This window comes from Terrabacter sp. GCM10028922 (genome assembly GCF_042666095.1).
GTDB lineage: Bacteria > Actinomycetota > Actinomycetes > Actinomycetales > Dermatophilaceae > Terrabacter.
Genome location: NZ_JBHTFG010000009.1, coordinates 233,957 through 253,307, shown reverse-complemented (window position 1 = coordinate 253,307; position 19,351 = coordinate 233,957). Strand labels below are relative to the sequence as shown.

General features: G+C 72.2%; 19 protein-coding genes. 3 read left to right on the top strand and 16 right to left on the bottom strand.

From position 1 onward, the window contains the following. Together ACFQU3_RS10020 and ACFQU3_RS10015 are read right to left on the bottom strand one after the other, a co-directional pair. Complete coding sequence (locus ACFQU3_RS10020; protein ID WP_385909250.1) at window positions 1-615, bottom strand: TlpA family protein disulfide reductase; 615 nt, start codon at window positions 613-615, stop codon at window positions 1-3. Continuing rightward, window positions 615-1,286, bottom strand: a complete 672-nt coding sequence (locus ACFQU3_RS10015) for a histidine phosphatase family protein (RefSeq protein ID WP_385909248.1) — start codon at window positions 1,284-1,286, stop codon at window positions 615-617. The genes ACFQU3_RS10020 and ACFQU3_RS10015 overlap by 1 nt, the downstream gene beginning before the upstream one ends. A 174-nt stretch (window positions 1,287-1,460) precedes the next feature. Here ACFQU3_RS10015 and ACFQU3_RS10010 point away from each other — a divergent pair, with 174 nt between their 5' ends. Then, window positions 1,461-2,078: a LysE family transporter gene (locus tag ACFQU3_RS10010; protein ID WP_385909244.1), complete on the top strand. Its 618-nt coding sequence runs from the start codon at window positions 1,461-1,463 to the stop codon at window positions 2,076-2,078. Window positions 2,079-2,121: 43 nt separating this feature from the next. Here the strand turns inward: ACFQU3_RS10010 and ACFQU3_RS10005 are convergent, their stop codons facing one another. From ACFQU3_RS10005 to ACFQU3_RS09965, 9 genes are all read right to left on the bottom strand, one after another. Then, window positions 2,122-2,742: a putative quinol monooxygenase gene (locus ACFQU3_RS10005; protein ID WP_385909243.1), complete on the bottom strand. Its 621-nt coding sequence runs from the start codon at window positions 2,740-2,742 to the stop codon at window positions 2,122-2,124. 127 nt (window positions 2,743-2,869) lie between these two features. Continuing rightward, window positions 2,870-4,207, bottom strand: a complete 1,338-nt coding sequence (gene hemL, locus ACFQU3_RS10000) for a glutamate-1-semialdehyde 2,1-aminomutase (RefSeq protein WP_385909241.1) — start codon at window positions 4,205-4,207, stop codon at window positions 2,870-2,872. A gap of 177 nt (window positions 4,208-4,384) precedes the next feature. Beyond that, window positions 4,385-4,870 carry a MarR family winged helix-turn-helix transcriptional regulator gene (locus ACFQU3_RS09995; RefSeq protein WP_385909239.1) on the bottom strand — a complete coding sequence of 162 codons (486 nt, stop codon included), beginning with the start codon at window positions 4,868-4,870 and terminating at the stop codon, window positions 4,385-4,387. A gap of 35 nt (window positions 4,871-4,905) precedes the next feature. Next, complete coding sequence (hemB, locus tag ACFQU3_RS09990; protein WP_385909237.1) at window positions 4,906-5,871, bottom strand: porphobilinogen synthase; 966 nt, start codon at window positions 5,869-5,871, stop codon at window positions 4,906-4,908. Window positions 5,872-5,883: 12 nt separating this feature from the next. Further along, window positions 5,884-7,425 carry a uroporphyrinogen-III synthase gene (locus ACFQU3_RS09985; RefSeq protein ID WP_385909235.1) on the bottom strand — a complete coding sequence of 514 codons (1,542 nt, stop codon included), beginning with the start codon at window positions 7,423-7,425 and terminating at the stop codon, window positions 5,884-5,886. A gap of 104 nt (window positions 7,426-7,529) precedes the next feature. Beyond that, a complete protein-coding gene (gene hemC, locus ACFQU3_RS09980) occupies window positions 7,530-8,525 on the bottom strand; it encodes a hydroxymethylbilane synthase (protein WP_385909233.1) in 996 nt (331 codons plus the stop codon). Then, on the bottom strand, window positions 8,522-9,904 hold the full coding sequence (gene hemA, locus ACFQU3_RS09975; RefSeq protein ID WP_385909231.1) for a glutamyl-tRNA reductase: 1,383 nt from the start codon (window positions 9,902-9,904) through the stop codon (window positions 8,522-8,524). Before hemA ends, hemC begins: the two co-directional genes overlap by 4 nt. Next, window positions 9,901-10,584: a redox-sensing transcriptional repressor Rex gene (locus tag ACFQU3_RS09970; RefSeq protein WP_385909230.1), complete on the bottom strand. Its 684-nt coding sequence runs from the start codon at window positions 10,582-10,584 to the stop codon at window positions 9,901-9,903. The genes hemA and ACFQU3_RS09970 overlap by 4 nt, the downstream gene beginning before the upstream one ends. Before the next feature lie 237 nt (window positions 10,585-10,821). Continuing rightward, window positions 10,822-11,085, bottom strand: coding sequence for a glutaredoxin family protein (locus ACFQU3_RS09965; RefSeq protein WP_385909228.1), 264 nt, complete (start codon window positions 11,083-11,085; stop codon window positions 10,822-10,824). A gap of 196 nt (window positions 11,086-11,281) precedes the next feature. Between ACFQU3_RS09965 and ACFQU3_RS09960 the strand changes: the two genes are divergently transcribed. Beyond that, window positions 11,282-12,019 carry an RNA polymerase sigma factor gene (locus tag ACFQU3_RS09960; protein WP_385909226.1) on the top strand — a complete coding sequence of 246 codons (738 nt, stop codon included), beginning with the start codon at window positions 11,282-11,284 and terminating at the stop codon, window positions 12,017-12,019. Window positions 12,020-12,394: 375 nt separating this feature from the next. Continuing rightward, a complete protein-coding gene (locus tag ACFQU3_RS09955) occupies window positions 12,395-13,771 on the top strand; it encodes a hypothetical protein (RefSeq protein WP_385909224.1) in 1,377 nt (458 codons plus the stop codon). A gap of 49 nt (window positions 13,772-13,820) precedes the next feature. Here the strand turns inward: ACFQU3_RS09955 and ACFQU3_RS09950 are convergent, their stop codons facing one another. The 5 genes from ACFQU3_RS09950 to aspS form a co-directional block, all read right to left on the bottom strand. Next, window positions 13,821-15,710 (bottom strand): 1-acyl-sn-glycerol-3-phosphate acyltransferase, encoded by a 1,890-nt coding sequence (locus tag ACFQU3_RS09950; RefSeq protein ID WP_385909222.1) that lies wholly within the window; start codon window positions 15,708-15,710, stop codon window positions 13,821-13,823. Beyond that, window positions 15,707-16,753 (bottom strand): NAD-dependent epimerase/dehydratase family protein, encoded by a 1,047-nt coding sequence (locus ACFQU3_RS09945; RefSeq protein ID WP_385909220.1) that lies wholly within the window; start codon window positions 16,751-16,753, stop codon window positions 15,707-15,709. Before ACFQU3_RS09945 ends, ACFQU3_RS09950 begins: the two co-directional genes overlap by 4 nt. 265 nt (window positions 16,754-17,018) lie before the next feature. Then, window positions 17,019-17,117 carry a 30S ribosomal protein bS22 gene (locus ACFQU3_RS09940; protein WP_003792170.1) on the bottom strand — a complete coding sequence of 33 codons (99 nt, stop codon included), beginning with the start codon at window positions 17,115-17,117 and terminating at the stop codon, window positions 17,019-17,021. 225 nt (window positions 17,118-17,342) lie between these two features. Continuing rightward, window positions 17,343-17,543 (bottom strand): helix-turn-helix domain-containing protein, encoded by a 201-nt coding sequence (locus ACFQU3_RS09935; protein ID WP_020145054.1) that lies wholly within the window; start codon window positions 17,541-17,543, stop codon window positions 17,343-17,345. 183 nt (window positions 17,544-17,726) lie between these two features. Then, window positions 17,727-19,034 (bottom strand): aspartate--tRNA(Asn) ligase, encoded by a 1,308-nt coding sequence (gene aspS, locus ACFQU3_RS09930; RefSeq protein ID WP_385909189.1) that lies wholly within the window; start codon window positions 19,032-19,034, stop codon window positions 17,727-17,729. Window positions 19,035-19,351 lie beyond the last annotated feature (317 nt).

Genomic DNA, 19,351 nt, shown 5'->3' with positions numbered 1-19,351 from the left:
TCAGGCCTTCTCGGCGAGGACGTCGTCGATGAGTCCGAGCAGGGTCGTCGTGGAGACGGGACCCGACACGCGCGCGGCGATACGGGCCTCGTGGTCGAGCACGAGGGTCGTCGGCGTCGCCGAGGCCTTGCCCTGGAGGGCGAGCAGCGGCACGCCGCCGTCGTAGGCGAGCGAGGGGTAGGTGACCTTGTTGGCGGTCTGGAAGGCGAGGCCGGTCTCGGGGCCCTCGAGCTTGTCGAGGCCGACGAACTCGACCTTCTTGCCCTTGGACTGCACGGCCTCCCAAGCCTTCTGCAGGGCAGGGGTCTCCTCGATGCACGGCGGGCACCACGAGCCCCACACATTGACGACCAGGACGGTGCCGGCGCGCTCGGCGAGGCTCCACGGCTTGCCCTCGAGCGTCGTGCCGCTGAGCTTCACCGGCTCACCGCGTTCGGTGGCGGGCAGCTGCTCGATCGACCCGTCGCCGGCGACATAGCCCTTGCGGTCGCCCGAACGCGCTTGGTCGGCCACGGAGTTCGGGTCGGACGAGCACGCCGAGACGGCAGCTGCGAGGCCACCGGCCACGGCGACGGCCCCCCACCGCAGTGCGGTGCGTCTGTCGAGGTGCTCCATCAGGCGCCCACGCTCTTGCTCGCCCTCGCGAGCAGCGCGACGGCCGGCTCGGAGTACGTGATCGAGGCGAGCTCGTCGCCGTCGTAGGTGAGGGACGTCAACGAGGCGAGCGTGCACTCGCGCTTGCGGGGGTCGTGCCACAGTCGCCGGCCCACGAGCTTGTTGCGCACCGTCCACACGGGCAGCTGGTGGCTCACGATGACGGCCTCGTGGCCGCGTGCGGCGTCGCGGGCGTCGGCGATGGCGGCCAGCATGCGGGCGGCGATGTCCTCGTAGGGCTCGCCCCACGAGGGCTTCGTCACGTCCGTGAAGAGGTGCCAGTTGCGCGGGTGGAGCAGGTCCCTGGCACCGACGGCGCGACCCTCGAAGTGGTTCTGCGACTCGATGACGCGCGCATCGGTCGTGATGCCGACCGAGTGGTCGGCGGCGATGGGGGCTGCCGTCTCCTGGGCGCGCTCCAGGGGCGAGGCGACGACATGGGTGATGTCGTTGGCCTCGAGGTGCGCCGCGACGAGCTGCGCCATCTCACGGCCGAGGTCGGAGAGGTGGAACCCGTCGAGACGTCCGTAGAGGACGCCTCCGGGGTTGTCGACCTCGCCGTGCCGCATGAGGTGCACGACCGTGAGGTCGCCGACCTCGCGCGACGTCACCCCGTCCGTGCTCTGGCCCATGGGCGACAGTCTCTCAAACGTCGTGCTCAGGACCGAATCCGCGTCCCGCCCGTGCAGTGCCTGTGACGCGCCCCACGAGCCCGGGCGTGGGCCGCACGGTGCCGGGCCCGACGGCATCCGGACGAGGACCCGCCTCGGCGTGTAGGCGAGGACGCCCCGTCTACACTCCGAGGCGTGTCGTGGTCGCTCTGGTTCACCCTCGTCGTCACGGGGACGCTGATCTCGCTGACCCCCGGCGCGGGCGCGATCAACACCATGGCCAACTCGCTCGGGTCGGGGTGGACCCGCTCGATCTGGGGCATCCTCGGGCAGCAGCTGGCCCTCGTCGCCCACATCGCCGTCGTCGCGGCCGGTGTCGGCGTCCTCGTCGCCGGCTCACCGCTGCTGTTCAACGTCATCCGGTACGCCGGTGCGGCCTACCTGGTCTTCCTCGGTGTCCGACAGTTCCGCTCGCGAGCGGTCGGCGGCCAGGTCGGGCCGGTGGCCCGCGAGTCCGCGTGGTCGATGTTCCGCCGCGGGCTGCTCGTCAACCTGACCAACCCCAAGGCCGTGGTCTTCTTCCTGGCCTTCACGCCGCAGTTCATCCGACCGGGGCAGTCGCTCCTGCCGCAGTACGCCGTCTTCGCTTCGACCGTCGTCGCGATCGACGTCGTCGTCATGTGGTTCTTCTTCGCCGCGGCCGCTCGTGGCCTGGGCCGGCTGACGCAACGCGAGACGGGCCACCGAGCGGTGAACCGCGTCTTCGGCAGCCTGTTCGTCGGCGTCGGCGTCCTGCTCGCGGCGGTGCGCTAGCCGCGTCCCCGGCCGGGGCCGAGGACGCGGCCGGCACGGTGGTTCAGACGAGCTCCGGCACGTCGAGGTGCGCGATGGCGAGCGAGAACTCGCCCACCTCCATGATCCGGGTGCCGGTGTCCTGCGCGAGGTCGGCACGAAGGCCCATCGCGGCGTTGCGGGTCGTCATCATGGCCTCGACCGAGTCGTAGGTCGCGGTGACGCAGGCGCGGCCGGAGGCCCGGTCGACGAAGAGGCTCGCGCTGCAGAACCCCTCGAGCTGCTCGACGCGCGGCATGATGCCCATCTTGAAGGCGTCGAGGACGCGGTCGATGGACTCGGGGTCGGACTCGGTCCACGTGACGCGTGCGCAGCACCCGTCGGCGGCCCGGTGGTCGCGGTGCAGGTAGGCGATCTCCCACTCGTCGACGGTCGCCTCTCCGCCGAGCAGGTCCGCCACCTCTGACCGCAACGGAGCGACGGCGTCGGCCGTGGCCCGCATCGCGGCCTCGTCCCGCCACGCGGTCGTGACGATGCACCGACCGCTGACCCGATCGGCGACCATGGAGAGCCCGATGCAGCCGTCCATCTGCCTGACCTGCGGCATCACCACGTCCTGGACGTGTGAGATGCCGGTCTCGATCATCCCGGGACGGCCCATGACTGTCGTGGATCGTGCGTGCACGGCCCACCTCCCTCGATCGAGGCGGCACCCCGACGGCGCCGCCGTCACCGACCAGCGTCCTCCGGGTCGGCCCTCGCCACAATGCCCTGGCGTATGCCGGGTGGCGCCGTCCCTACCGGCCCTGCCGTCAGTCGGGGGTGGCGGCCGCCCGGGCTGCGGCCGGCAGCGCGCCGATGACGTGGTCGACGGCCTCGTCGTCGTGCGCGGCGGAGACGAACCACGACTCGAAGGCGCTCGGCGGCAGGTGAACGCCCTGGCTCAGCATCGAGTGGAAGAACCTCCGGAAGGCGGCGGTGTCCTGGTCCTTGGCGGCGTCGTAGTCCGCGACCGCGCCGTCACGGAAGAAGACCGAGAACATCGAGCCGGCCCACTGGATCGTGTGCGGCACGGACGCGGCCGTGAGCTCGGCGGAGGCCGCGTCGGCGATGGCGCGCGAGACCGTGTCGAGCCGCTCGTAGACGGCTGGCGTGCAGCCCCGGAGCGTCGCAAGACCCGCGGCGGACGCGACCGGGTTTCCGGAGAGCGTGCCGGCCTGGTAGACCGGGCCCTGCGGGGCGAGCAGGGCCATGACGTCGGCGCGGCCGCCGAAGGCCGCGGTCGGGAAGCCGCCGCCCATGACCTTGCCGAACGTGAAGAGGTCCGGCGCCCCCGCCGCATACGGCCCCTCGAGCCCGTAGAAGCCGGAGGCGCTGCAGCGGAAGCCCGTCATGACCTCGTCGGACACGAGGAGCGCACCGTGCTCCTTCGTCAGGCGCAGCAGCCCCTCCGTGAAGCCCGCCGCCGGCGGGACGACGCCCATGTTGCCGGCCGCCGCCTCGGTGATGACGGCGGCGATCTCGTGCCCGCGCTCCGCGAAGGCCGCCTCGAGGGCGGGGAGGTCGTTGTAGGGCAGGACGATCGTCTCGCGGGCGCTCGAGCGCGGCACACCTGCCGAGTCGGGCAGCGCGAAGGTCGCGACGCCGGAGCCGGCCGAGGCGAGGAGTGCGTCGACGTGGCCGTGGTAGCACCCGGCGAACTTCACGATGACGTCGCGGCCTGTGAAGCCGCGCGCCAGGCGGATCGCCGACATCGTGGCCTCGGTGCCCGAGTTGACGAGCCGCACCTGCTCGACGGGCTCGACGCGGGCGACGATCTCCTCGGCGAGGAGCACCTCGTTCTCGGAGGGCGTGCCGAACGAGAAGCCTCGTGCGGCAGCCTCGGTCACGGCCGCGAGGACGTCGGGATGGGCGTGTCCCAGGATCATCGGGCCCCACGAGCAGATCAGGTCGACGTAGCGCTTGCCGTCGGCGTCGGTGAGCCACGCGCCGCTGCCACTCGCCATGAAACGGGGTGTGCCACCCACGGCCCGGAAGGCACGGACGGGCGAGTTGACGCCGCCCGGTATCACCTTGCCGGCCCGCGCGAGGAGCGCGGCGGACGCCGGGGCGTCGGTGGAGGTCTGGACGGTGACGGGCTGCGAGCTCATGTCCGGCATTGTCTCAACCCCGGCCGGGTGACCCGGGCAGGGGTGCGGACCACCCGCAGGAGTGCCCGTCTCCGCCAAGGGTGCGCGGTGCAGCCCGCACCTCCGGCGGAAGGCTGCACCTCCGAGGTCACGCCGTGCTCCCCCTGGACGCCTGCGAATCAGAACGTGGTGGGCCCGTCAGTGGCCGCTGACCTCGTCGGGGTCGAGATGGTCGCGCACGATGGCCATCGCGTCACCGATCGCGGTGAACTGCCCGGGCGTCATGATGTCGATGAGGTTGTCGCGAACGCTCTGGACGTGGATCTTCGCGATGTCGCGGACGGCGGTCAGGCCGCCCGTCGTGAGGACGAGCAGGACGCCGCGCTTGTCGTCGGAGCACTGCTCGCGCGTCACCCAGCCGCGGTCCTCGAGGCGCTTCGCGGTGTGGGTGAGCCGGCTGCGCGACTGGACGACCATGTCGGCGAGCTCGGACATGCGCAGCCGGTGGTTCGGGCTCTCGGAGAGCATCGAGATGATCTCGTACTCGCTCAGCTGCAGGCCGGCGTCGCCGAGCGCGTCGTCGAGGGCCTGCTCGAGCAGACGGGTCCCACGCAGGATGGCGCGCCACGACGCCTGCTCCGAGTCACTCAGCCAACGCACGTCGTCATCCCCTGAACCTGCCATGTCAACCTCCTGTGACTTCACAGATGGTAGTGGTGTCAGGCAGTCCATTCGGTCACGTCGAGCGCGAAGTACGTCAGCACCACCTGGGCGCCTGCCCGGCGGATCGAGGTCAGCGACTCGACCGCTGCGGCGCGCAGGTCGATCCAGCCGTTCGCGGCGGCCGCGTGGATCATGGAGTACTCGCCCGACACCTGGTATGCCGCGACGGGCACCGAGGAGCGCTCGGCGGCGGCGGCGACGACGTCGAGGTAGGACATCGCGGGCTTGACCATGACGAGGTCGGCACCCTCGGCGATGTCGAGGTCGATCTCGCGGAGCGACTCGACGACGTTGGCGGGGTCCTGCTGGTAGGTGCGCCGGTCACCCTGCAGGCTCGACTGCACGGCGTCGCGGAAGGGCCCGTAGAAGGCCGAGGCGTACTTGACGGCGTACGCGAGGATGACGGTGTCGGTGAGCCCGTCGGCATCGAGCGCCTCACGGATGACGGCAACCTGGCCGTCCATCATCCCGGAGGGCGCGACGACGTGGGCTCCGGCGCGGGCCTGCGCGACGGCCATCTCGGCGTAGATCGCGTTGGTCGCGTCGTTGTCGACGCGGCCGTGCTCGTCGAGCACGCCGCAGTGCCCGTGGTCGGTGAACTCGTCGATGCACGTGTCGGCCATGACCAGGAGGTCGTCGCCGACGGCCTCGCGCACCGCGCGGAGCGCGACGTTGAGAATGCCGTCCGGGTCGACCGCCCCCGACCCGGTCGCGTCCTTCTCGAGCGGCACGCCGAACAGCATGATGCCGCCGAGTCCGGCCGCGACGCAGCGCCGGGCGACATCGACGACGCTCTCGAGCGTGTGGTGCTGGACGCCGGGCATGCTCGCGATCGGGCGCGGCTCGGTGAGCCCCTCCGCGACGAAGACGGGAAGCACGAGGTCACGCGGGTGCAGCCGGGTCTCGGCGACGAGGGACCGGAGGACGGGGTTCTGCCGCAGGCGGCGAGGACGCTCGATCATCGGTGACCCGGCTCAGCGGGCGCGGCGGCGCGAGGCCGGGCGCTTGTCGCTCGGTCGCTGGACCGGCTGGCCCGCCTCGGCCGCGGCGACGGCGAGACCGACACCGTGGCCGGCCAGCGCGTCGACGAGGCTGAGCGCCGAGGCCTCCGGCGCGAGGACGTCGACACGGAGCCCGTGCTCCTGCGCCGTCTTGGCCGTCGCCGGACCGATGCACGCGACGACCGTTGCGGCGTGGGGCTTTCCGGCGATGCCGACGAGGTTGCGAACCGTCGAGCTCGACGTGAAGAGGACCGCGTCGTAGTCGCCACCCTTGATCGCGTCGCGGATCGACGCGGCCGGCGGGGCCGCACGCACCGTGCGGTAGGCCGTGACGTCGTCGACCTCCCAGCCCATGTCGCGCAGGCCGGCGACGAGCGTCTCGGTGGCGATGTCTGCCCGGGGAAGCAGGACGCGGTTGATCGGGTCGAGCACCTCGTCGAACTCGGGCCAGGCCTCGAGCAGGCCGGCGGCCGACTGCTCTCCCGTCGGCACGAGGTCGGGGTTGATGCCCCACTCACGCAGGGCGTCGGCCGTGACGCCACCGACGGCGGCGACCTTGAGCCCCGCGAAGGCGCGGGCGTCGAGACCGAACTGCTCGAACCGCTCGCGCACGGCGCGGACGGCGTTGACCGACGTGAAGCCGATCCACTCGTAGCGACCCGTGACGAGGCCCTTGACGGCCTTCTCCATCTGCTGCGGCGTGCGCGGCGGCTCCACCGAGATGGTCGGGACGACGTCAGCCGTCGCGCCGTAGGCGGCGAGCCGGTCGACCATCGAGCCGGCCTGGGCCTGCGTCCGCGGCACGAGAACCTTCCAGCCGAAGAGCGGCTTGTTCTCGAACCACGAGAACTCTTCGCGCAGAGCGACATTCGGTGACACGACGGCGAGCGACACCTCGAGGGCGCCCTTGCCGGCGAAGACGCCGTCCGCCTCGCCGAGGCTCGTCGTCACCGACGACTGGCGCACAGTCGTGCCGTGCGCGGTGAGCGCCACGAGCGACTCGGCGGGCCGGCCGGAGCCGAGCAGCGCGGCGAGGGCGGCGCGGATGCCGTGACTGGTCCCGAGCAGGACGAGCGCGTCGTCGTCGGAACGGTAGGCGGAGTAGTCGACGCCCGAGCGGTCGACGCCGACGACGTGGACGACGCCCGTGGACTTCGAGGTGAGCGGCACCCCGGCATACGTGGGTCCGGCGGTCAGCGCGGACACACCCGGCACGATGTCGAAGGTGATGCCGGCCTTGCGGCAGGCGCGCACCTCCTCGACGAGGCCGTTGAAGGTCGCCGGGTCGCCGTCCATGAGGCGCACGACGAGGCCGCCGGGGGTCACCGACTTCGCGGCCTTGACGACGAGCTTGGCGCGGCCGGCGTGGGTCAGCTCCTGGCCCTGCTCGCCATGCCCTGCGTCGACGATCTCGACGTCGGGCCGCGCGTGCTGGAGCACGACGTCGTCGCGGGCGATCCGGTCGATCACCACGACGTCGGCGGCCGCGAGCAGGTCGCGACCTCGCAGCGTCATGAGGCCGGGGTCACCGGGACCGGACCCGACGAAGGCGACACGGGCGGGTGTCGTCGGGTGCGTGGGGGGCGAGACCGTCTGCTCCGACGGCTGGCGGGAAGGAGTCACGAAACTTGCTCCGGTTGGTGTGGGGCGGGGTCTGGGAGGTGAGCGACGTCGGCCGCCGGGGCCGGCGTGGAGTCGACGGGTGCGGTCTGGAGGTCGGCGGCGCCATCCTCCAGCAGGATCCGGGCCAGGCGCACGCCGAGCGACTCCGGTTCGGAGTACGGGCCGACGAGCGATCGGCGCAGCTCGACGGAGCCGTCCTCGGTGCCGGCGAAGGCGCGAAGGGACAGCTCGAGGCCGTCGTCCCCCTCGACGACCTCGGCGAGCGCGCCGACGGGCGCCGTGCACCCGGCCTCGAGCGCAGCGAGCAGGGAGCGCTCGGCGGTGACACACGCCCGGGTGTCGGCGTCGTCGAGGACCGCCACGGCGGCCACGACGTCGGAACGGTCGGAGCGGCACTCGACGGCGAGGGCTCCCTGCCCCGGGGCAGGCAGCACCTGGATGGGGTCGATGACCTCGGTGGCCTCGTCGAGGCGGCCGAGCCGGGCGAGCCCGGCACGCGCCAGGACGACGGCGTCGAGCTCCCCCGAGGTGACGAAACCGATTCTCGTGTCCACGTTTCCGCGGATCGGTCGGACCTCGAGACCGAGCCCGAGAGCGGCCAGCTGAGCCGTGCGACGCGGCGAGCCGGTGCCGACGACCGCGCCCGCGGGCAGCTCGCCGAGGGTCAGGCCGTCGCGGGCGACGAGCACGTCGCGGCTGTCCTCACGGACCGGCACCGCGGCGACGACGAGGCCCGGCTCGGGAGTGGTCGGGAGGTCCTTGAGGGAGTGGACGGCGACGTCGATGCGGCCGTCGAGCAGGGCGTGGCGGATGGCCGCGGCGAAGACGCCGGTGCCCCCGATCGCGGTCAGCAGCTCACCTGACACGTCGCCCTCGGTCGTGATCTCGACGAGCTCGACCTCGTGGCCGGCCGCGCGCAGTCGGTCGGCCACCCAGCCGGACTGCGTGGTGGCGAGGGCGGAGCGGCGCGTGCCGAGGCGCAGGGCGGTCATGACTGGACCCGCTTCGGCGGCGCGGAGACGTTGGCGACGTCCTTGGGCTCGAGGTCGAAGAGCTCGCGCAGGGCCGCGGCGTAGTCGTCGCCGCTGCCCTCCATCGCGAACTCCTTGACGCGCATGGTCGGCGTGTGGAGCAGCTTCTCGACGATGCGGTGGACAGCGAGGCCCACCTCGGCGCGGGTGGCCTCGTCGAGACCCGGGAGTCGCTGGTCGAGACGATCCATCTCGGACGAGACGAGCTCGGCCGCTCGGGCCCGCAGGGCCGCGACGGTCGGCGCGACGGACTTCTCCATGCGCCGGGTGAGGTGGTCGGCCACCTCACCGGTGACGAGCTCGCGCACTCGCGCGACCTGCGTCATGTCGGCCCGGCCCTCGAGGAGCAGGCCCAGAGCCTGGAGGTCGACCAGCGTCACGCTCGGCAGGGGCTCGGGCCACGACCCGAGCGGCTCGACGTCGCGGGGCAGGGCGAGGTCGACGACGACCTGCGGCCGCCCCCCACGGCGGGCAGCGCTCTCGGCGAGCATGGGTGCGGTGATGACGTGACCGACGGCGCCGGTGCACACGACGACGAGGTCGCTCTCTGCGAGCACGTCGGCGAGGTCGTCCCACCGCCGCGCCGTGCCGGACGTCGCTGCGGCCAGTCGCTCGGCGCGCTCGGCGGTGCGGTTGACGATGGTGAGCGACGCGACACCCGCACGGCCCAGGGTTGCGGCCGCAAGGCCGCTCATCCCGCCCGCGCCGACGACGGCGGCCGAGGCGCCCTCGAGCGGGCCGAGGACGGTGGTCGCCTCCTCGAGGGCGATCTGCACCAGGGAGACGCTGTGCTGGTCGATGTCGGTCTCGGTGTGGGCGCGCTTGCCGACGCGCAGGGCGGCCTGGAAGAGCGCGTTGAGCGACTCGGCGACCTGGCCGCGTCGCTGGGCGCCGGTGAGGGCGTCGCGCATCTGCCCGAGGATCTGCGACTCCCCGACGGCCATCGAGTCGAGACCACACGCGACCGTGAACGCGTGGGCGACCGCGGCGTCGTCGTAGCGGACGTAGAGGTGCTCCGCGAGCGCCTCGGCGCGCGACGCGAGTGCCTCGGCCGGGTCGGTCGGGAGCACGTCGGCGGCGGGCCGGGCGTCGGAGGCAGGCTCGATGCCGGCGGCGAGCGCGAGCGCCTCACCGATGGCGGCCACCGCCGGGTGGAAGGCGGGGACGGCGGCATACACCTCGAGGCGGTTGCACGTGGACAGCACGACGGCCTCGGTCGCGGTCGCCGACCGGAGGACCGAGGCGGCGATGGCCTCGGCGCGGTCGGGGCTCTCCGAGAGGGCCTCGAGCACCGACAGCGGAGCGGTGTGGTGGGACAGTCCGATGACGAGGAGGTTCACGGGGCGACCACCGCCGACCGTAGGTCGCCAGCGGCGAGGGACTTGCGCTGGGCGTGGAAGGCGAGAATCTGCAGCTCCGTGGAGAGGTCGACGCGGCGGACGTCGACGCCGCTGGGCACGGCGAGGACCGCGGGGGCGAAGTTGAGGATCGAGCTGATCCCGGCCGCGACGAGGGCATCGCACACGGCCTGCGCCGCGGCGGCCGGGGTCGCGATGACGCCGATGGCGATCGGGTCGAGCTGGTGGTGGTCGGCGAGCTCGGAGAGCGGCCGGATGGGCACCCCCACGATGCGCTCGTCGGCCAGGGCCGGGTCGTCGTCGTAGAGCCCGACGATGCGGAATCCCTTGGTGACGAAGCCGGAGTAGGAGGCGAGGGCGTGCCCGAGGTTGCCCATCCCGACGATGGCCACGGGCCAGTCCTCGGTGAGCCCGAGCGCGCGGGAGATCTCGAGGGCGAGCGTCTCGACCTCGTAGCCGACCCCCCGGACCCCGTAGGAGCCGAGGTGGCTCAGGTCCTTGCGCAGCTGCGCGGAACGCACGCCGACCTCGGCCGCGAGCTCTTCGGACGAGACCGACACAACGCCGTCCTCAGCGAGACGCGACAACGTTCGGAGGTACTCGGGAAGCCGCGCGACGGTCGCGTCGGGGATCTCTCGACGCAGTGCAGGGTCGGCGGACACGCTTGCTCACCGGCTCCTCTCAACGAGGCGTTCTCCCGAACGCGGAGCACGTGGGGACCAGATCAGGCTAGACGTTTGTGAACCCATGCACAAAGTTGACTTCGGCGGCCTACCACGGCATGGGACGGCCCGGTGAGGCAGGTCACCCCCGGGGCCATGGAGCGTTCGGTACAGCGTCGCACGTGGGGGGCGGGCGTGCGGACCGGCGTCCGGACCGGCGTGCGGACCATGGAAGGGTCATCGGAGGGCGGCCCGCAGGCGGGCCTCGTCGACCCTCCAGAAGTCGTGGCGACGGCCGTCGACGAAGGTGACCGGGATCTGCTCGGCGTAGCGACGCAGCAGCTCGGGGTCCTCGTCGACGGAGACCTCCCGCCAGCTCACGCCCACCTCGGCGGCGACGCGTTCGACCACGGCCCGCGCCTCGTCGCAGAGGTGGCACCCGGCTCGGCCGAGCAGAACGACGCGGGGCTCGCCGGCCCCCACGGTCGGATCACTCGTCACCGGCCCACTGTATGCCGGGTGGCGCGCGGACAGCAGGCAACGTCGGGTGCACCACAAAAGCCCATCGAGGCCCAAACTGAGGGCCGATTCGGCCACACTGTCCACAATGCGCGCGAACAGGACGCCGGCTCGCCGGCTCGGCCCTGTCCCCGCGCCGGGAAGGGTCCCGGCGCTGGTGTCGATGACGCCTGTCCCTGTGGCCGCTGCACCCACCGCCGGCTCCGCAGTGGGCGGTCCGCTCACCACCACCCTCCCGACGTGGCGCAGCGCCCTGGACCTGATCTGGGCCGCCCTCGCGGGCGAGGGCACCGAGGGCGTCGAGCTGACCCGTGGCGGGGCGGGACACCCCGGCCCGGGACGCGCCCACCCCGTGCGCGACGTCGAGCAGCAGGCCCGCGTCGCCGCCCTCGTCGAGCTCGCGCAGCGCGGCGACAAGGAGGCGTTCGCCCAGCTCTACGACGTCTACGTCGACACGGTCTTCCGCTACGTCCTCGTCCGCGTGGCCAACCGCGCGCTCGCCGAGGACCTCACGTCCGAGACGTTCCTGCGCGCCATGCGCCGTATCGACTCCTTCACGTGGCAGGGCAAGGACATCGCCGCGTGGTTCGTCACCATCGCGCGCAACCTCATCGCCGACCACGTGAAGTCGGCGAAGTTCCGCTTCGAGGTCGCGACGGCCGACATGCGCGATGCCGACGAACGCGTCGACGCCCCCGAGGCCGAGGTGCTGAACCGGCTGCGTGACGAGCGGCTCGTCTCGGCCATCCGCGAGCTCGGCCCCGACCAGGCCGAGTGCATCACCCTCCGCTTCCTGCAGGGCCTGTCGCTCGCCGACACCGCGAAGGTGCTGGGCAAGTCCGAGGGCGCCGTCAAGCAGCTCCAGCTGCGCGCCACCAGGGCCCTGCGCAAGTCGCTCGACGGAGTCGAGCTGTGACGGGCGTAACCCCATCGGCACCCTCGTCGTTCTCACGGCGGAGGGACGGTGCGTGTGGGCCCGGACCGACGCTCGGCGCGCCGACCGGCGCGACCGTGGATCGCGTGAACGCAGGCGGCTCGATGGCAGTGACGACAGTGCTCGAGCCACTGACGAGTGACCTGCACGACCCACCCCTCGCCGTATGCCGTGCCGCGGCGCGCCCGTCCGGGCCGCCTGGCGCGGTCCCGGGAGGCCGCACGCCCTGACGGGCTCCCGGGACCGCGCATCCCAGCCCGACCAGCACGACCAGCACGACCAGCACGACCCCGCACCACCAGCCCGACCCAGCACGACCAGACCGCTCACCAGCACCGACAGACCGAAGGAGGGGACATGGACCTCGGCGCCAACGCCGACGGCGAGCTGCTGCAGCGCGCCCTCGACGGCGAACGCGTGACCGAGCCCGGAATCCTCGAGCTCGTCGCCGTGCTCCACGCCGTGCAGGCCGTCGACCAGGCCGGGCTCGCGCCCCGCGCCGAGTTCGTCTCCGACCTGCGTGCCCGGCTGCTCGCCGACGGCGGCACGGCCGTGCTGCCGGTCACGCCGGTGCCGCCGCCGGGCGACACCGGTGGCGCCGGGGCTTTCCCCGACTCCGAGACCACATCGACCTCGACCGGCCCGGTGACCGGCACGTCGACGCCCGACGAGCCCCATGGCGACGGCCGCGAGGACGGCAAGGGTGGCGAGGGTGGCGAGGGTGGCACCGTGTCGGTGCTGCGGGTCGCGGCCCGGCCCCTGAAGTTCCTCGCGGCCGCGGCAGCCAGCATCCTCGTCGTCGGTGGAGCCCTCGGCGTCGCGTCGCGGACGGCTCTGCCCGGCGACGCCCTGTACGGCGTGAAGCAGCTGCTCGACCGCGCTGCCGTGCAGATCGCGGGCTCGCGCCTCGACGAGGGGCTCACCTACCTCGCGCAGGCGCAGGAGCACATCGAGGACGCCCGCGACCTGCTCGACCGGGGCGACCCGTCGACGCACGACCTCGACACGGCATACGACGCGGCCGGCGACGCGACCCGGCGGGCCCAGACGATCCTCATGGACGTCTACACGACCGAGAAGCGCACCGAGGCGCTGACCGAGCTTGCTGACTTCTACACCCGGGCGATCCCGCAGGTCGAGGCCATGCGGCCGCGCGTGCCCGCCGAGTCGACGCCGGCCTGGCAGCGCCTGCGCGACCTGCTCGGGGCCGGCCAGCTCGCGACACTGCGCGTTCTGGCGGCCTGCACCGACTGCGGTGACCGCGCCCTGCAGGCCCGGCAGGTGCTGAGCACCGTGACCGGGGCCGTCCGACCCACCACGCCGGGCGGCAGCTCCCCCGCCCCGGGCACCCGCCCTCCGACGGGTACGCCGACACCTTCGGCGTCGCTGCCGCGTCTGCCGCTGCCCTCGGCCACGGTCCCCGACGCCGGGGTGCCCGGCATCCCGGGGCTCCCCGGTGTCACGGCGACCGGCGGCGTGACGCTGCCGGGCGGCACCGTCAACCTGCCGAGCGTCGGCATCACGTCCTCCTCCGTGGGCGCCGGTGGCGGCGGCGTGACGCTGCCCGGCGCGACCGTGAGCCTGCCGAGCGTCGGCATCACGTCCTCGACGATCGGTGCCGGCGGTGGCGGCGTGACGCTGCCCGGAGTGACCGTGACGGTGCCGACCATCAAGCTCGGCGCCCCGACCCTGCCGTCCGCCTCACTCGCACTGCCGACCGAGCTGCTCCCCTGAGGGCGGTCGGAACGTCGACCAGGTAGACCTCGACCAGCCGGGACGGTCGTCAGAGGAAGACGGACTTGCGCTGCATGAGCAGGCTGTAGAGCGTCTGCTGGATCGTCTCGCGCACCTGGTCGGTGAGGTCGAAGACGAGCATGGGGTCATCGGCCGCGTCGGGTCCGAAGCTCGTCGTCTGGATGGGCGGCCCGAACTCGATGAGCCACTTGCTCGGCAGCGGCACCATGCCGAGCGGCCCGAGCAGGGGGAACGTCGGCGTGATCGGCGCGTACGGCAGGCCGAGCAGTCGTGCGACGGCCGGCATGTTGCCGATGATGGGGTAGATCTCCTCCGCGCCGACGATCGACACCGGCACGATCGGGACGCCGGCCCTCAGCGCCGCCGACACGAACCCACCGCGGCCGAAACGCTGGAGCTTGTAGCGCTCGCTGAACGGCTTGCCGACGCCCTTGAAGCCCTCGGGCCACACGCCGACGAGCGAGCCGGTGCTGAGGAGCCGCTCCGCGTCGGTGTTGGCCGCAAGGGTCGTGCCGGAGCGACGGGCCATGGTGCCGATGAACGGCATCTGGAAGACGAGGTCCGCACCGAGCATGCGCAGGTGGCGGTTCTTCGGGTGCTCGTCGTAGACGGCCACCTGGGTCATGAGTGAGTCCATGGCGACGGTGCCGGAGTGGTTGCCGACGACGAGGGCGCCGCCCACGTCGGGGATGTTCTCGATGCCGCGCACCTCGACCCGGAACCACTTCTTGTACAGGGGCCTCAGGAGGGGCAGGTGCACGTTGATCGTGTAGTCCTCGTCGAAGCCGAACTCGTCGACGACGTAGTCGCCCGTGAGCCGGCGGCGCACGTACGCGAGCGTCTCGGCGACCTGCCGCTCGACGTCCTCCGCGGGCACACCGGCGGAGGTCGCCGCCGCGCGCAGCACGTTGACGGCGAGCTCGACGAGCTCGGCGGGCCCGGGTCGTGACTCGGACGAGAACTCGGCTCCCTCGAGAACGCTGCCGATGAGCTTCTCCGCGCGTGACTGCAGCCCCGTCGTCAACGCGTGCTCCCAGCCCTCCGCCTCGCCCGGGGCCGTATGCCGGGTGGTCGGCGTCGCGCTGACCGTCTCGTCCAAGGGGGTGAGGTCCTCGACGGGCGGGACGGCCCGCAGCCGCTTCGGCTCGCCGGTGCTCGGGCGGCGGGTCGACCGCATCGATGCGCGGCTCGGCCGGGTGCGACCGGCTGACGGCCGGTCGGGCCCGTCCGGACCCTCATGTCCCTCGGGGGCCTCGGGTGGCTGCGTCGCCCCGGTCTCCTCGGTGGCCTCGGTCGCCTTCGTGTCCTCGACGGTCACGGGCTCGTCGGCCGGCGGAGGGGTCATCGGCTGGTCCGCGGCGACCTCTGACGGCTCGGAGTCATGCGTCGCGTCGCCCACGGTGGCGACCTCGTCGGCGGGTGTCGTGCTCGTCGACGTCCCGGCCGCGAGCCGCCGCGCGGTGCTCACCTCGACGGGCTCGGTGGGGATCAACGGAGTGCCGGCGCGCCGGCGGCGTTCGCCCGAGGCCCGAGCGGCGCCGGCGGCGAAGGCACCGCGTACGGGGCGCGCCGCGGCCGTCGGGACTGCCGCCGCCGATGCCGCCGGAGCCGCCGAGGCTGCCGGCGTGGTCCTCGTGGCCGTCTTCTTCACGGCCTTCTCGGCCGGCTTCTTGCCCGGCTTGTCGGTGGGCTTCCTCGCTGCCGTCTTCGCGGCCTTCTCGGCGGGCTTCTTCGCGGACGTCCTTGCCAGCTTCCTCGCCGGGCTCCTGGCCGCCCTCTTCGCCGGGGCCTTGGCCCCGGAGCCCGGTGTCCTGCTGGTGGCCCTTGCCGCGCGGGCCTGCTTCGGCGGCGCGGACTCGGCGGACTGGGCACCCTTCCTGCCCTGCGCGGGGGCGGGCTGGTTCGGATCGGCGGTCACGGCTGGATCCTGTCGAAGACGCGGGCGAGGGCTGCGGCGGTGCCGCCGGCGGCGTCGCTGACGACGTCACCGACTCCCTCGACGCCGGGCACCGCCGGTCGCAGGTGGCTCGCATAGTCCTCGAACGCCGCCCGAGTCGTGAAGTGCGGCTCGAACTCGAGCACCGTGCGCATCCGGGTCGTGTCGAGTCCGCGGCCGAAGGCGAGGAAGGTGAGCTGGTCTGAGGAGAAGTCGGCGAGACCGCTGCGCTTGACGAGGCTGCCGATGACACCGGCCGCCCCGAGCGGGACGGGCAGCACCGGTCGCCGGGCGATCGCGGTGCACTGGGTGACGGTGAGGAAGCCGTCGCCCGCGACGTTGACGATGCCGACCGCAGGACCGGTGGTCGCGAGGATCATCGCCGCCGTGGCGTCGTCCTCGTGGATGAACTGGAACCGCGCGTCATAGCCGAGCGGGATCGGCACGACGGGGAGCGAGAAGTAGTCGGTGATGGCGGTGTGGATGCTCGGGCCGACGACGTTGGCCAAGCGCAGCATCGTGATCTCGACGTCGGGCCGGCGGCGCGAGAAGCCGCGGACGTAGCCCTCGACCTCGACGGAGTCCTTGCCGAAACCGGCCCGCGGCAGGGTCTTGGGGTTCATGTCCTCGCTGAACATCGCAGGGTCGCGCGGCGAGGAGCCGTAGACCGCCGCGGACGACTTCACGACGAGACGCTTGACCGACTCGGACTTCTGGCACGCGGCGAGCAGCTGCATCGTGCCGATGACGTTGATCTCCTTCTGCGTCACCCGGCCCCCGGTGTCCTTGGGGGTCGCGATGACGTTCATGTGCACGACCGTGTCGACCTCGGCCTGCGCCATGATCCGCCCGATCATCGGGTTGCGGATGTCGGCGCGGACGAACTCTGCCCGACCGATCGAGTGCTTGGGCGGCACCACGTCGACGCCCAGGATCCGCTCGACGGTCGGATCGGTGGAGAGCCTGCGGGCGTAGAGACCACCGAGGTAGCGGGACACCCCCGTGACCAGGACGACCTTGGCCATCGGCTCCTCCTGTGCTCGCTTCTCGTCGGTCGCGCCGGACGCGTCGCGCCCGGGCCCTGCACGTGCGACGGGGAAGGCTCGCTCCCCCGCACGTGAAGCCTACCGAGGCCCACGGCATACGTCCTCGCGCACCCCTGCCGATGTGGCGAGCCTCTCCCGAGGAGGGCCACGGGAAGGGACCGCTGCCCCAAACGCGAACGACCCCCACGGTTGCGTGAGGGTCGAGAGCGAGCGGGCGATACCGCCGGTTCCTGAGCTGGTCAGGTCACTTCTTGTTGCGACGCTGGTGACGCGTCTTGCGCAGCAGCTTGCGGTGCTTCTTCTTCGCCATCCGCTTGCGACGCTTCTTGATGACAGAACCCATAGTTGTCCTTGCCGTGCGACTGATCCTTGACTGAGCTGATGCCGACCTGCGTCGACACGCCGTATACAAGGGCAGGTCGAAGTACGAGCCGAACAGGCTCCACAGCGTAGCGCGTGCGGGGCCTGAGCCCAAAAGCGCTCGTGGAGCCGACCTGCACGAATGCCGAGGGGGCGGCCGGACCTCGTGGTCCTGGCCGCCCCCTCGGTGTGCGTGGAAACGCTGTGCTCACGCGGTGTCGATGTAGGACGTCTGGAGGTACTTGTGCACCGCGTCCTCCGGAACCCGGAAGGAGCGGCCGACGCGTACGGCCGGAAGGTCTCCGCCGTGGACGAGCCGGTAGACGGTCATCTTCGACACGCGCATGATCGAGGCGACCTCGGCGACGGTCAGGAACCGCACCTCGGCGAGCTGACGCTCATTCGACATGTGAAACCCCGATCTTCAGTGGTTGCACCCGCGTGTCGACGGCTTCCCCTCCGGCGAAAAGAGCACGCAGGTGCAAGAAGCAACATTAGGGGCAGATGTGACTGGAGGGGAAGTGGAGTTGACAAACTCGCCGTCCGGGCGCAACTCGACACGCCGGTGGGCCCCTGTGGATCTCCCGGCTGGTCACGGCTCCAGACGGTGCAGGTCGCGAGGGAAGAGGCTCACCTCGCGAATGTTCTCTGCTCCCGTCAGGCGCGCCACCCACCTTTCCAGACCGATGGCGAATCCGCCATGCGGAGGCATGCCGTGCGCGAAGGCCTCGAGGTAGCCGGCGATGAGGGACGGTCCGGTGCCCGTCCGCGTGGTCGCCGCCGCGTAGTCGGACGGCCGGTGCAGACGCTGCCCACCCGTCGTCAGCTCCAGCCCGCGGAAGAGCAGGTCGAAGCTGTTGCTCCACCGCTCGTCCCCCGGCTGCGGGTGCGTGTAGAACGGTCGCTTGGCCATCGGGTAGCCCTCCACCGCAAGGAAGTCCGAGCCGAAAGCCGTCCGCGCCCACTCGCTGAGCATGCGCTCGTGCGATGGGCTGAGGTCCGGCTCGTCCGGGTCGGCGCCAACCTTCGCGAGGGCGTCACGGAAGTGGATGACGGGGAACTCCTCGGGCACCCTCGGCAGCTCGACACCGAGGAGCGAAGCGGCCTCGCCGGCATACGTGCCGATGGCCTCGACCATGCCCGCGATCGCGGCGCGCAGGACGGCGAGGACGTCGCGATGGTCGCGCACGAAGCCGAGCTCGGCGTCGAGCGAGGTGTACTGCGCGAGGTGGCGCACGGTGTCGTGCGGCTCGGCGCGGAACACCGGGCCCACCTCGAAGACCCGCTCGAACACCCCGACGAGCATCTGCTTGTAGAGCTGCGGGCTCTGGGCGAGGTAGGCGGTGCGGCCGAAGTAGTCGACCGTGAAGACGTTGGCACCGGACTCGGTGGCCGTGCCGACGAGCTTCGGGGTCGCGATCTCGGTGAACTCGAGCGCGCCCAGCGCCTCGCGGAAGCCGCGCATCGAGGCACTCGCCAGCTGCCACGCCGCGCGGTGCCGCGGGTGGCGCAGCGTCACCGCGGCGTGGTCGAGATGCGTCGGCAGGCCCGCCCCGAACGTCGGTCGCCACAGCTCGGTCGGCGGTGCGACGGCCGGCTCGGTGAGCGGTGTGACGGACGGTTCGACGAGCTCGGCGCCGCCGGGGGCCGATGGGTTGGCCGACACCGTGCCGGTCACCTCGACGACCGTCTCCTCGGGCAGCCGGGCGAGCTGCTCGAGCGTCCCGGGCTCCTTGACGACGACCTGGGCCAGGCCGGACCGGTCGCGCAGGACGAGGAACGTGACGCTGGCGAGGACGCGGCGCCGGTGGACCCAGCCGGCGAGCGTGGCGCGCTCGCCGGGTTGTGCGGTCATGAGGTCGCGGGCGAGGACGCGGGTCGGGCTGCTCGAACCGGTCATGCCGGTCGTGCTGGTCGTCGTAGCGGGTGGATGGGTGGGTTGCATTCCGTTCACCTCCGGAGGGTTGATGCCCCGGAGGTGTGGGCGATGGGGAATGTCGCTGTGCCACCACACCTTCGCCATCGCGGAAGTGCGATGGCCTCTTGTCGTGCTCGGCTCAGGATCGTCAGGCCCGTCGTCGCCGTCCCGCAAGCGTACGAGACGCCCGATCCACGGGTCCAGCCGCTTTCCCGAGCCGTCCGTGCGGGTGGAAAGTGCCCACTCGACCGTCGAGTGGGCAGTTCCACCCGGCCGCCGGCCTCGACAGGTCAACCCCG

Coding starts and splice junctions, on each gene's coding strand:
- ACFQU3_RS10020 (WP_385909250.1), bottom strand. CDS start 615: ATGGAGCACCTCGACAGACGCACCGCACTGCGGTGGGGGGCCGTCGCC.
- ACFQU3_RS10015 (WP_385909248.1), bottom strand. CDS start 1,286: ATGGGCCAGAGCACGGACGGGGTGACGTCGCGCGAGGTCGGCGACCTC.
- hemL (WP_385909241.1), bottom strand. CDS start 4,207: ATGAGCTCGCAGCCCGTCACCGTCCAGACCTCCACCGACGCCCCGGCG.
- ACFQU3_RS09995 (WP_385909239.1), bottom strand. CDS start 4,870: ATGGCAGGTTCAGGGGATGACGACGTGCGTTGGCTGAGTGACTCGGAG.
- hemB (WP_385909237.1), bottom strand. CDS start 5,871: ATGATCGAGCGTCCTCGCCGCCTGCGGCAGAACCCCGTCCTCCGGTCC.
- ACFQU3_RS09985 (WP_385909235.1), bottom strand. CDS start 7,425: ATGACGCTGCGAGGTCGCGACCTGCTCGCGGCCGCCGACGTCGTGGTG.
- hemC (WP_385909233.1), bottom strand. CDS start 8,525: ATGACCGCCCTGCGCCTCGGCACGCGCCGCTCCGCCCTCGCCACCACG.
- ACFQU3_RS09955 (WP_385909224.1), top strand. CDS start 12,395: ATGGACCTCGGCGCCAACGCCGACGGCGAGCTGCTGCAGCGCGCCCTC.
- ACFQU3_RS09945 (WP_385909220.1), bottom strand. CDS start 16,753: ATGGCCAAGGTCGTCCTGGTCACGGGGGTGTCCCGCTACCTCGGTGGT.
- ACFQU3_RS09940 (WP_003792170.1), bottom strand. CDS start 17,117: ATGGGTTCTGTCATCAAGAAGCGTCGCAAGCGGATGGCGAAGAAGAAG.
- ACFQU3_RS09935 (WP_020145054.1), bottom strand. CDS start 17,543: ATGTCGAATGAGCGTCAGCTCGCCGAGGTGCGGTTCCTGACCGTCGCC.
- aspS (WP_385909189.1), bottom strand. CDS start 19,034: ATGACCGGTTCGAGCAGCCCGACCCGCGTCCTCGCCCGCGACCTCATG.